This is a genomic window from Pseudomonas sp. UMAB-08 (assembly GCF_900095225.1).
Classification (GTDB): Bacteria; Pseudomonadota; Gammaproteobacteria; order Pseudomonadales; family Pseudomonadaceae; genus Aquipseudomonas.
Map to the genome: position 1 here is coordinate 103,253 of NZ_LT607420.1, position 12,888 is coordinate 116,140.

Below are 12,888 nucleotides of genomic sequence, written 5' to 3' on the forward strand. Positions count from 1 at the left end.
AGGCGTGTTTAACGTTTTCGGTCAAGGTAGCCGGCCTCCTTCGAACACCGTGAACGCCCCATCAGGCACTTTCGATTTAAGTGCCATGAGCCCCGCAGTGCAGGATTGGCAGGTCGGATAGGTTGAAAAAACCTCAATCGATTCCACTTTGGTGAAGTCAATTTTATCGGCGTTTAATGCGTTCAATATCATGTGCTCGCTGTCCATCATCCTGTGATTTCCTGACGCGTTAGCGGTCAGGTCGGGAAGGAAGAGGGCCTCGTGAGGGTCCGCTTTACGCGTGCCTACCGGGTTTTTAGTTCGCTGGGCATTGATGTAGTGCGTTTTCTCCGGTGATACCGCGATGCCGTCCTTGGTGATGTTCCAGTTTTTTAGCGTGGCGCCATCGCCTTTGTCGGTCTGTTTTGTCAGTGGGAAATCAAGACGAGACTTTTTTAAGCCAGACAGGCTGTAATAAACTTTCGTCGGTTGGCGGTCTGACTCTTTTGATTTGATTTTTACGTACGCGAAGTTTTTGTTTTCAGGGGTCAGGCGTTGTGTCGTTGCCCGCTGTGTAATGTTGTCTGCGGTAAATATTGTCTCTGACACGTGCAGCCTGTTCAGTTCAGTGGCAATCCCCGCTCTCGCAGTCAGCGGAGTGTTCAGGTCGAGCGACGTCCATGATGGCCTGTTAACACGAGCAGCTACAACCGCGCGGTCTTGAGTATATTTGCAAAAAAGTGCCGCCTGCTCAGGCGTAGTGCCCATGTCGAACGGCCCCCCTACAAATGTGCTGATGTAGGTTTCCTTTCCCGCAACGATGTCCCGTTTGATCGCGTTCAGGTCCGCGTCGATGACGGCGGGGCTGAGTTCTTTTATGTACCTGTTCGCATCGTAAGAGCCATTATAAATATAGATAAGATAGTGTTCATCTTTGAGGCGGGTTGCCGCGCCCACGTTATTAATGTTCACCTGTATTCGGGTTAAGGCCAGCGGCCGGTCGTCAAAAAAATGCCCCGAGTAATAAATGCCCTCGTCCGCTTGGGTAACGATTACTTTCGCGCCGCCGACTGTTCGTTTTGCAACAACAGCCGAAATGATACGGGTATCTTTTATACCCTCCACCAGACCGTCCTTGATCTCGATCTGTTTGAAAATATCGTTTCCCCCCGTGACGGTTGCCGTAATTTTCTGTTTGTAGTTTTTAGGCAGAAGTAACGCGGTTCCTGATTTTTTAATGAGCAGGCCGTTTTTTATCTCATGGACACTGCGTTGATGTACCAGTGTGCCCGTACCGTCGGTGGTCACGCGCCTGTCTGTAAACCAAGGCACGGCATCGATTCCCTTTTTCGTGACAGCGTCAACGTTACTATGTCCTTCATTCCTGAACGCATTCGGGGCACACTTAACAAGGTCGTCGGGCGATCTTTTAAGCCGGCAAGGCACTTTCAAGAGCGGGTCCAATTCATCTGCTTTGTTTAAAGTCCGTGTCCGCCTCAATACAGATTGCCCGTTCTCGCGGGTTATCATTTTATACGTAATGCCGCCGGCCTCCAGAAAGAGATCATCCCCCCATCGCGTCCACTGTTTAGTAAGGTTCGGTGTCGTGTCCAAAAGCGTCCAGCCGCCATTCTGATCATTAAGTGCGATGTCTGTGGGCACATGGCGACTGAGGCTGCCTTGGTCGTTGATACGCATCAATGGCGCGCCATAGGGCTGACGTGTCATGGGGTCGACAAGATAAGGCGTCGAACCTTTTGCCGATGAACGAAGGTCATGATAAGTCAGCACGTTTTGATGCTGATTGACCTTTCGCACGCGATAGCGGTTATCCGACATTATCCATGCGGCCGGTTGTTCGTCGGTGACCAGGCGTAAACCCTTATTGCCATGACGGACTATCATCAGCCGGTTTTTCAACTGTTTGACGCCAACCCGAAGTAAGTGCACGCCTGCATGATTCAGTTTAAGGACGACGTGTGTGCCGGATTTGAACAGCGTGAAAACGCCGTCTAACGGGTTAATTGCCGTCGCTGCGGTGGCAAGGTAGTTACCGGCAAGAGGCGCCAGGCGAGGCAGACTGGCTCTGAGGCCAAACGTCGCGGCATTGCGCACGAAGCGAAACGTAAGGCTACCCATTTTTGCCAACGGCGCTATTAGAGAAAGCACATCAAAAGCAAGTCCGATCGAGGCCATGATAATAGTGCGAAGGTCGCCCGACTTGATGCCCGAAACAAGATCTTCCAGTGGACCCCATAGAGGGATGACGTAGTTTTTCAGAAACGCCACCGCATCGACCGAACTGTCGAACGAGGTGACTCCCCTGGCCGCTTCGCGGAGTTTACTTTCGCTTTCGAAAAGATAACGTTGAGCCACGTCACGGCCTATCTGCACCGTTCGCAACGGTCGCCAGGTCTCCGCCATCGTTGTTGTGTGGCGAGCAGGAAGATACCCTTGGAGAAAGTGAACAACCGCCGTAGAGGTGGTGTTTAACAGCGGCGCAGCCCCTGTGGCATATGCGTTCAGGTCGAATGGCAGCAGCGTCCCGCGCCGCATATAGGCGCTGTTGCGGAGCTTGATTGCATTGGATATTGGTGCAAGAACGAGGTCATCCCTGCGACGGATAAACCCTGCATAAGGCAACACTTCATGAACGTTTTCTCGGCCTTCATGGGTGGCGTGGATGATGAATCCATACCGCGCCATCAGTGCCTGGAAATTGCGCTCATCATCGTCCAGCGCAATGTTGGCCGTAGGTTTACGCAACCCGTATAACTGAACGTGTCCGTGTTCAATGGCGTCGCGTTCTTGCCTGGGAAGATCGCTGATGAGCGCCACGATGATGTGTTCATAGGCAGCCTTTGTGCTTTTCAGCCATGCCCCGAAGTCGGCCTCAAATGCGGTGGGTATGTCAGGGAGACCTTTGTATCTTGCGAGCGGCGGAAGGAAAACGCCGGTTGCATTGTTATAGTTATAGGGCGGGATCCACGCAGGGTTATCACCCTTTAATTGGCCAGAGGCCAGCAGGTCCAGAGCCGAATAACTCGCGGGGCCGTTAGGCAAGTTTCTGTAGTCGATTGAATAGCGGCGTCTGTTGGCCTGGAGGGTCATGTCCAGGTTCGTCTCCGGAAAACTGATGAATTCAGTCTCTGGAGGCAAGTTCCATTTGGTCAGTGTTTTTCGTGTCATGTCCAGGCGTTGGGGGGCAGGTTGTTTAAGCTGTTGTATGGCGTTCTCTAGCGTTTCTTCGTGGTCGGTAAACTGCGCCATTGCTGTGTTGCGCTGTTCCGTTGAATAGCCTCCGCCTTCCGTTGGCTGGATCACTGTGTGCGCACTGGCCCACTGTAAGACTGGCGGTGTAAGTGTTGCCGAAATCAGTAGTTCTTGTTCGGGTGTCGCAGTACCGAGCAAGGTCGATGCATAGGTTGAGAGCTGTTGGTAACTCATCGTCAGCGCCAAGCCGGGCTCAATGGCGTGGGCAAGGTTGATGCCGTGTTGAAAATGCACCCACGCCGAACTCCATCGGTATCCAAGCTCGGGGGGCGAACCTTCAATCTGGAAGTCGACCGGGTAATGCGCTCTCAGCAAAAAACTGACCAGCACTGCCGTTTTGTCATAGGCCGCTATGCCACGCTGCTGGTAGTGCTTCTCAATGTCGTCACGCAGGGTGCCATAACTTTTCCCCGCGTTGTCTGGATGTTCGAAGTCATAGCCCAGCAGGTTTGAAGCCGGGTCCAACGCCTGCGCGAGCGCGTGACGTACCAGTTTTGCAACGATGGCCGGTGATGTCTTCTGGTGCGCGCGGGCTCCATACCAACCCAGGGCAGCTAGCAGGCTATTGGCAAGGCGTTGTCCTTCCGCTGACTCCACGATCTTTGCAAACGTGGTCATCGGATAGGCGCGAATGTCGGCGATCAGCGCCGACCGCAGAAAGGTCCCGCCGAGTTGATCCACCCAAGGCGTAGCACTGCCTGACATGAAGTGCTTGAGCGTCTCGATGACGAGTGCGCCGTCGGTGCCGTCGATGTTCTCGCCGATATCTACCGTTTCACGGGTGATGATTCGAAGTACTGCTTCTTGGGCGGCTTGCAGCGCGTCAATGCAAACCCGACTCTCTACCTGATTTGTTGGCGGCGTCAAACCATAGCGTTTCAGCAGTTGAAAGGGCTGTACCGTACCGTCGCCGTACAGTGCTCCACCCAACTGATCTGCGGTATCAAACAGTGCTTTCAGGGCGTCCCTGAGTTCGTCCGATGCCCGGATGATCAGGGTCAGATCGTGATCTGTCCGCTCAGCATCATATCCGCGCAGCCCCTGGGTCCTGGTAATACTGACCTCGGTAAGTGCCCCTATTTTTTGAGCTGCACAGACGTCGATAAATGTACGGGTGGCCGCCAAGGCATTCAACGTGTCGACTGCCGCGGCATAGTCCTTGTGAAAGGGCGTGCCGGGAGTGGGTTGAAGACGGGGTTTTTCGAAGTTGAACTCGCTGGCGGTTTTTTTTGCGGTGAGCACGTCCAGCAACAGTGCGAAGTCACCCAATTCAGGGCGGCCCCAATGAGTGAAAGGTGTGTGTTTGGTCAGTGCTGCTAATGAGGCTTCGATATTGGCGTTGAGCATGTCTATTGAGGTCGTCTCTAAAGATGTCATTTCCACGACTCGATCTATGCCCATGCTGGGGAAGTCTTGTTCGTGCCCGCCCATGATTAATGGGGGGGGGCCATCTAAGCCGGGAGCGCCAGGAAGCCTGCTTTACATAGTTATTGTGTGTGGGATTCACGAGGCGCAGGGCCGCATAGCGATTTTCTGAAGGAAACCGTTCAGTGCGCAGGTTTTTTTGGGCGCAAGCACTGTTTCTGTGCAACGCTTGCACCGCAGGTCAGACATGGCGCTTTAATGGTGCCCAGCGCTGCTGCTGTACCGAGGAACCGCCGTATTTGCCCGGATGGCATAAGTCTTGCGCGGTTCCATTACCGTCCAGGCTCGCAGGAGGCACGCCGTGTCGATTCATATCGCCTTGCACCATGTCACGCATTACCGCTACGACCGCGCGGTCGAGTTGGGTCCACAGATCGTTCGACTCCGTCCGGCGGCGCATAGCCGTACGCGGATTTTGTCCTATGCCTTGAAAGTCCTGCCTGAGCAGCACTTCGTCAACTGGCAGCAGGACCCACAAGGTAACTATCTGGCCCGCCTGGTCTTCCCCGAAAAGACCAACGAATTGCGCGTCGAGGTTGATCTGGTCGCCGAGATGGCGGTGTTCAACCCGTTCGACTTCTTTCTTGAGCCGTACGCGGAAAAAATCCCCTTTACCTACGCCAGCGACGAGCAGCGGGAGCTGGCGCCGTACCTTGAAAAACTGCCGCTGACCCCGAAGTTCTCGGCTTATCTGGCGAGCATCGATCTCACGCCATTGCCTGCCATTGATTTTCTGGTGGCGCTGAACCAACGCTTGAGTCAGGACATCGATTACCTGATTCGGATGGAACCTGGCGTGCAGACGCCGGAATTCACTCTGGAAAACGCATCCGGCTCATGCCGCGATTCGGCCTGGTTACTGGTGCAGTTGCTGCGTCACTTGGGCATGGCTGCGCGCTTCGTGTCGGGGTACCTGATCCAGCTCAAGGCGGATGTCGAAGCACTCGACGGGCCGTCCGGCACTGATGTCGATTTCACCGATTTGCACGCGTGGTGCGAGGTGTATCTGCCCGGTGCTGGCTGGGTCGGACTTGATGCAACGTCCGGTTTGTTCGCGGGCGAAGGCCATATTCCATTGGCGTGCAGCCCGGAGCCGTCTTCTGCGGCGCCGATCAGTGGCCTGGTCGAGCCCTGTGAGACCGAGTTCAGCCATGAAATGTCGGTCGAACGCATCTGGGAAGCGCCTCGCGTCACCAAGCCCTACAGCGAAGAACAGTGGCTGGCGATCCAGGCCCTTGGGCACAAGATCGACAGTGACCTGACCCGTGATGACGTGCGCTTGACCATGGGTGGCGAGCCGACGTTTGTATCGATTGATGACCGCGATGGCGATGAGTGGAACACCGCCGCCCTCGGCCCGGAAAAGCGTCGGTTGTCCGCCGAGTTGTTCCAGCGCATGCGCAAGCATTACGCACCAAAGGGCCTCGTGCACTTTGGGCAGGGCAAGTGGTACCCCGGCGAGCAATTGCCGCGCTGGTCGCTGAACTGTTTCTGGCGTCGCGATGGGCAGCCGGTATGGCGTAACAACGCCTTGGTCGCAGATGAAACCGAAGACTACGGCGCCGATGGCACGTTGGCCGGACGTTTCCTTGCCAGCGTGGCTGAGCGCTTGAAACTGCCTGCGCGCTTTGTATTCCCGGCCTATGAAGATAATTTCTATTACCTGTGGCGCGAAGGTGCGCTGCCGCTGAACGTCGAGGCCGAGGATTCGCGTCTGGCTGACACGCTAGAGCGTGATCGCCTGCGCAAAGTGTTCGCCCAAGGGCTGGACAAGGTCATCGGCCAAGTCCTGCCTCTGGCGCGCAATGCGGCAGGGGATCTGTGGCAGAGCGGTCGCTGGTTTTTGCGCGACAATCATTGCCGGCTGGTGCCGGGGGATTCGGCACTCGGTTATCGGCTGCCGCTGGCGTCGCAACCGTGGGTCAAGGCGGCGGAATACCCGTTCATTCATCCTACTGACCACAATCAGGCGTTTGCCGAACTGCCTGCCAGCGAGCAGTTACAGACGCAGCTCAGTGGCTTGACCGAGCACGCAAACCCCGACGCCGAGCGCGAGCCCAAGATCGATGAGTCGGCCGACTGGCTGACCCGTACCGCATTGTGCGCCGAAGCGCGGGAAGGGCGGTTGTACCTGTTCATGCCGCCGCTGGAGAAACTCGAGGATTACCTCGAACTGGTCGCCGCGATCGAAGCCACTGCCGAGGAACTGCACTGCCCGGTATTGCTCGAAGGGTATGAGCCGCCCAGCGATCCACGGTTGTCGAACTTCCGGATCACCCCTGATCCGGGCGTCATCGAAGTCAATGTGCAGCCTTCTGCCAGTTGGGATGAGTTGGTTGAGCGCACCGAGTTTCTCTATGAGCAGGCGCGACTGACACGCCTGACCACCGAGAAATTCATGATCGATGGTCGCCACACCGGTACCGGCGGTGGCAACCATTTTGTCCTCGGTGGCGCGACCCCGGCGGACTCACCCTTTCTACGGCGTCCGGATTTGCTGCGCAGCCTGCTCAGCTATTGGCACAACCATCCGTCCTTGTCGTACCTGTTTTCCGGCTTGTTTATCGGGCCGACCTCGCAAGCGCCGCGTGTCGATGAGGCGCGCAACGATTCGCTGTACGAACTGGAGATTGCCTTCGCGCAAATGCCGGAACCGGGCGAAGAGTGTGCGCCGTGGCTGGTGGACCGGCTGCTGCGAAACCTGTTGATCGATGTCACCGGCAACACGCACCGCGCCGAGTTCTGTGTCGACAAACTCTACTCACCTGACGGTGCGACGGGGCGTTTGGGCCTGCTGGAGCTGCGCGCCTTTGAAATGCCGCCTCACGCCCGCATGAGCCTGGCCCAACAGCTATTGCTGCGGGCGCTGGTTGCGCGTTTCTGGCGTGAGCCTTATGCACCCGCCAAGTTGGCGCGTTGGGGCACCGAACTGCACGACCGCTTCATGCTCCCGCACTTTATCGAGCAGGATTTTGCCGATGTCATCGTCGAGCTGAATGCCGCGGGTTATCCGTTGCGTGCCGAATGGTTTGCCGCGCATCTGGAGTTCCGTTTCCCGAAAGTCGGCGACTACGCGGTCAGCGGCATCGAACTGGAAGTGCGTCAGGCACTGGAACCCTGGCATGTGCTGGGTGAAGAAGGGGCTGCGGGAGGCGCGGTGCGTTATGTCGACTCGTCGCTGGAGCGCTTGCAGGTCAAGATCAATGGCTTGCCGCCGCAGCGTTACATGCTGACTTGCAATGGCATCGCGGTGCCGCTGCAGCCGACAGGACGAGTTGGCGAGTTCGTTGCGGGCGTGCGTTATCGCGCGTGGCAGCCCTCCAATTGTTTGCAGCCGACCATCCCGGTGCATGCGCCGTTGGTGTTCGACCTGCTCGACACGTGGATGCAGCGCTCGCTGGGGGGTTGCGAGTATCATGTCGCGCATCCTGGGGGGCGCAATTACGAGACGTTGCCGGTGAATGCCAATGAGGCAGAAAGCCGTCGTCTGTCGCGTTTCTTCCGCATCGGCCATAGCCCCGGCAAGCTGCAAGTGCCGTTGTTGAGCATTAATGATGAACTGCCGATGACCCTGGATATGCGCCGCCACTAGCAAGCCCATTGAGGGAGATGTCACGCGCCGGGTTTGCCTGCGCGTGTGACATTTTTCTGTACTCATTCGATGTGTTGTCTGCCGAGACTTTCATGCCTGACCTGCTTGACCGTTATCCGCTGACCGCGGGTACTTATCACGAGATGCTCGATGCCAGCGGCGCTGTTCGTCCGCATTGGCAGCGCCTGTATGAGCATCTGCAACGCAGCACGCCCGCGCAGTTGATGCAGCGTCAGGCGTTGCTGACTCGGCAGATTCAGGAAAACGGGGTGACCTACAACGTCTATGCCGATCCAAAAGGCGCAGACCGGCCTTGGGAGCTCGATCTACTGCCCCACCTGATACCGGCTCAGGAATGGCAGCACGTCGCCGCAGGCATCGCTCAGCGAGCGCGCTTGCTCAATGCAGTACTGGCCGACCTGTACGGCCCTCAGCAGTTGATCGCCGACGGCTTGCTGCCGGCGGAACTGGTGTTCGGGCATAACAATTTTCTGTGGCCGTGTCAGGGCGTGAAACCGCCCGAAGGCACGTTCCTGCACATGTACGCTGTGGATCTGGCGCGCACTCCCGATGGCCGCTGGTGGGTCACCGCCGACCGTACCCAGGCGCCTTCGGGCGCCGGTTTTGCGCTGGAAAACCGGCAAATCGTTTCGCGCGCGTTCCCGGACATGTACCGCGACTTGCAGGTGCAGCATTTGTCGGGCTTTTTCCGCGCCTTGCAAGAGACGCTGGTGCGCCAGGCGCCCAGCGACAACGAAGCGCCACTGGTGGTCCTGTTGACCCCCGGCCGCTTCAACGAAAGCTACTTCGAACACCTTTATCTCGCTCGCCAACTGGGTTATCCACTGGTCGAAGGCGGCGATCTGACGGTGCGCGACGCCACGGTTTATCTGAAAACGCTCAGCGGCCTGCGTCGGGTTCACGCGATCATGCGTCGGCTCGACGATGACTTCTGCGATCCACTGGAATTGCGCACCGACTCAGCGCTGGGTGTTCCAGGCTTGCTCGAAGCGGTGCGCCAGGGACGGGTACTGGTCGCCAATGCCTTGGGCAGCGGCGTTCTGGAATCGCCCGGTTTGCTGGGCTTTCTGCCGAAAATCAATCAGCACCTGTTTGGTGAAGAATTAATCCTTCCGTCCGTGGCGACATGGTGGTGCGGCGAACCTCCGGTGCTGGCCCAGGCGCTGGAAAAACTTCCCGAACTGCTGATCAAGCCGGCGTTCCCGTCACAAAGTTTCACGCCGGTGTTTGGCCGCGATTTGAATGCCGAGCAGCGTCAGGCATTGGCGGAGCGGATGCAGGCCCGGCCTTACGCGTATGTTGCGCAGGAGCTGGCGCAGCTGTCCCATGCACCTGTGTGGCAAACCGATGGCGATCAGTTGCAACCTCGGGCGATTGGCATGCGGGTGTATGCCGTCGCCAGCGCTGACGGTTATCGGGTGTTGCCGGGTGGATTGACCCGGGTCGCTGCCGAGGCCGATGCCGACGTGGTGTCGATGCAGCGCGGCGGAGCGAGCAAGGACACCTGGGTCTTGGGTGAGCGTGTCTATGGTGTCGAACCGTGGAAAGGTCAGCGTGCCCTGGGTGTGCGTGACTTGATTCGACGTGACCCTTATCTGCCATCGCGGGTGGTAGAGAATTTGTTCTGGTTCGGCCGCTACTGCGAGCGTTGCGATGACAGCGCACGGTTGTTGCGGATCATGCTGGCGCGTTATGTCGATGGCGACGACCCTTTGGCCCTGCAAGCAGCGGTGAAGCTGGGCGAGAGCCTGCACTTGCTGCCAGACGAGGAAGAGGGGGGCGAACTGCACGAGCGCTTGCTCGCCGGACTGTTGGGCGAAGACGGCGTATTCAGCCTGCGGGCCAACCTGCAACGCCTGCAGTGGGCGGCATCACAAGTGCGCGGCAAGCTGTCGCGAGAAAACTGGCAAGCGCTGGTTGAACTGCAGCGCGAAACCATGAGCCTGGAAACAGACGATCCCGACTTTGGTGAACTGCTGGACTTCCTCAACCGTCTGGTGATGTCGCTGGCAGCCTTGTCCGGCTTTGCCCTGGACGACATGACCCGCGATGAAGGCTGGCGCTTTTTGATGATCGGTCGGCGTATCGAGCGGCTACGGTTTCTCAGTACCAGCCTGGCGGCGTTCCTGCGCGATGCCGCGGTAAACGATGACGCGGGCCTGGAGTGGCTGTTGGAGCTGGGCAATAGCAGCATCACCTACCGCTCGCGCTACCTGGCCGTGCCGCAATTGATCCCGGTGCTCGACTTGCTGTTGCTCGATGAGCAAAACCCGCACGCGGTGTTGTTCCAGTTGAAGCTGGTGTCGAGTTCGCTGGTCCGTCTGAACGAAGACTTCGGCGCGCCTCGTGATACCAGCTTGCCGTTATTGATCAGGCGCCTGTCGGCCTTCGACCTCGGCAGCCTGGAGAACTCGTTGTTCGGCCAAGGCAGCGTGCGCGCTGTACTCGATGGCTTGGCCGATTTGCTGCAGAGCATCGGCGAGGCCAGCGGCCAAGTGTCGGACCGATTGGCCTTGCGCCATTTTGCCCACGTCGATGATGTCAGCCAGCGCACGGTGTCCGTCTGATGAGTGCTCATTACCAGATTTTTCACGACACTCATTACGAATACGACAGCCCGGTGTCTCTGGCGCAGCAATTGGCGCATTTGTGGCCACGGCCTTGTGCTTGGCAGCGTTGTATCGAGCAGCAATTGTTGATCAACCCGACGCCCACCAGCCGACGGGATGAGCTGGATGTATTTGGCAATCCGCTCACGCGCCTGGCGTTCGAAAGGCCGCATGATGAGTTGCAGGTCAACGCACGACTGCGGGTCGAAGTGTTGGCTCGGCCGTCGCTGGACTTTAGCCTGTCCGCCGATTGGGATGCCACGCGCAGCGCCTTGACCTACAGCGGGCGGCCGATGTCGCCAGCGATTCTCGAAGCGTGTCGGTTCCGCTTCGAGTCCCCGTATGTGCATTTGAAACAAACCTTCGTCGACTTCTCCGAAAGCTGTTTTCCGCACGATCAGCCGCTATTGCTGTGCGTACAGGCGTTGATGGAGAAGATTTTCAGTGAGTTCACCTTCGACGGTGAAGCCACTCAGGTGGCAACGCCGCTGGTCGAGGTGTTGGAAAATCGACGCGGGGTGTGTCAGGACTTTGCCCACTTGATGCTCGCCTGCCTGCGTTCGCGTGGCCTTGCGGCACGCTATGTCAGCGGTTATCTGCTCACCCAGCCACCGCCCGGCCAGCCACGCATGATTGGCGCAGATGCGTCGCATGCCTGGATTTCGGTATTTTGTCCGGTGTTGGGTTGGGTCGATTTTGATCCGACCAACAATGTGCAGCCAGCGTTGGAGCACATCAGCCTGGCCTGGGGCCGGGATTTCTCCGATGTATCGCCGTTGCGTGGGGTGATTCTGGGGGGAGGCAGTCATGACCCGGAGGTTCGGGTGACGGTGATGCCGGTCAGCGCCGAGGCCGATTGATCTTGGTGAATACATTCTGAAGGGGGAGGTGCCATGGTCTGCCGCATAAACGACAGACGTGGCGTACGGGCTTCGTCGATTGGCGAAGCCCCGCGGTTTCAGCTAGCAGGCGTTTGCTCTGGAGTCGCCTCAGCGTCGTCGGCAGGCTCTTGGCCTTCAACGGTTTCGCCTTCTGCGCCGGTTTCAGTCAAGGCAGCATTCTTTTTCTGCAGCTTTTCCTCTTTCTTCTGCTCTTTTGCCAGATCTCTCTGACGTTTGGCGAAGGAATAGTTAGGTTTAGCCATGGGCGGTCCTCTGTATAAGGCGGGAAATGCCTCTATTCTGCCTGAGAACCGGGTCGTGCACACGGCGTTGTGTGCTCAACGGTCTCTGCGAGGCATTTGACCGGCGGGTCAGGTCGGCTTTTGGTCTGCCCACTTCGGGGCTGCCAAGGGTTTCCAGGCCTCCAGGGCCTCTAGCAGTTCGCTCGGCGACTCGCTGACCTGGAGCATGCCGCGGTGCTGCTCGCGGACGAAACCTTCGCTGACCACGTGGTCGAGAAAGTCGGTCAGTTTGCTGTAGAAACCGTTCACGTCCATCAGCCCCAGCGGTTTGGCGTGATAGCCCAACTGGCCCCAGGTCCAGACTTCGAACATTTCTTCCAGCGTCCCCAGACCACCCGGCAAGGCGATAAAGGCGTCGCTCAGTTCCGCCATGCGCGCTTTGCGGGCGTGCATGCCGTCGACGACTTCCAGTCGGGTCAGACCTTTGTGGCCGATTTCCGCATTTTGCAGGCTTTCGGGAATGATCCCGATCACTTCGCCGCCCGCCGCCAATGCGGCATCGGCCACGATACCCATCAGGCCGACGGCACCGCCGCCATAGATCAGGGTCAACTTGCGTTCAGCCAAGGTACGGCCCAAGGCAATCGCCGCCTCACGGTACACCGGGTTGGCGCCGGTGCTGGCACCGCAAAATATACATACGGATGTTAAAGACATTGCCTGCTCCATGGTCATCGACGCCCACAGAGTAAGGGGTCGGGCACTCCAGTCCAAGCGCCAGTCGCGCCCGGGTTAATCGTAATGGTGTTCATAGGTACCGCTGGCGCCGCACGCATAAGCGGCAAACAAGCTGCGAAACAGTCCGT

The 12,888-nt window shown here is 58.0% G+C and carries 6 protein-coding genes; 3 read left to right on the top strand and 3 right to left on the bottom strand.

Translation table 11 applies throughout. The features are described 5' to 3' along the window. Nucleotides 1-21: 21 nt before the first annotated feature. The gene (locus K0F75_RS13870; RefSeq protein ID WP_219062442.1) at nt 22-4,635 is read right to left on the bottom strand and encodes a hypothetical protein; all 4,614 of its coding nucleotides are present in this window, start codon (nt 4,633-4,635) and stop codon (nt 22-24) included. 343 nt (nt 4,636-4,978) lie between these two features. Between K0F75_RS13870 and K0F75_RS13875 the strand changes: the two genes are divergently transcribed. The 3 genes from K0F75_RS13875 to K0F75_RS13885 all read left to right on the top strand — a co-directional run bounded on the left by K0F75_RS13875 (nt 4,979) and on the right by K0F75_RS13885 (nt 11,759). After that, nucleotides 4,979-8,269: a DUF2126 domain-containing protein gene (locus K0F75_RS13875; RefSeq protein WP_219062443.1), complete on the top strand. Its 3,291-nt coding sequence runs from the start codon at nt 4,979-4,981 to the stop codon at nt 8,267-8,269. A 92-nt stretch (nt 8,270-8,361) separates the two neighbouring features. After that, nucleotides 8,362-10,857 (top strand): circularly permuted type 2 ATP-grasp protein, encoded by a 2,496-nt coding sequence (locus tag K0F75_RS13880; protein WP_219062444.1) that lies wholly within the window; start codon nt 8,362-8,364, stop codon nt 10,855-10,857. Next, nucleotides 10,857-11,759, top strand: coding sequence for a transglutaminase family protein (locus K0F75_RS13885; protein ID WP_219062445.1), 903 nt, complete (start codon nt 10,857-10,859; stop codon nt 11,757-11,759). Before K0F75_RS13880 ends, K0F75_RS13885 begins: the two co-directional genes overlap by 1 nt. Nucleotides 11,760-11,857: 98 nt before the next feature. Here K0F75_RS13885 and K0F75_RS13890 read toward each other — a convergent pair whose 3' ends face one another. Then, nucleotides 11,858-12,043, bottom strand: coding sequence for a hypothetical protein (locus K0F75_RS13890; RefSeq protein ID WP_219062446.1), 186 nt, complete (start codon nt 12,041-12,043; stop codon nt 11,858-11,860). A gap of 108 nt (nt 12,044-12,151) precedes the next feature. Continuing rightward, nucleotides 12,152-12,739 carry a TIGR00730 family Rossman fold protein gene (locus K0F75_RS13895; RefSeq protein ID WP_219062447.1) on the bottom strand — a complete coding sequence of 196 codons (588 nt, stop codon included), beginning with the start codon at nt 12,737-12,739 and terminating at the stop codon, nt 12,152-12,154. Between the last annotated feature and the right edge of the window lie 149 nt (nt 12,740-12,888).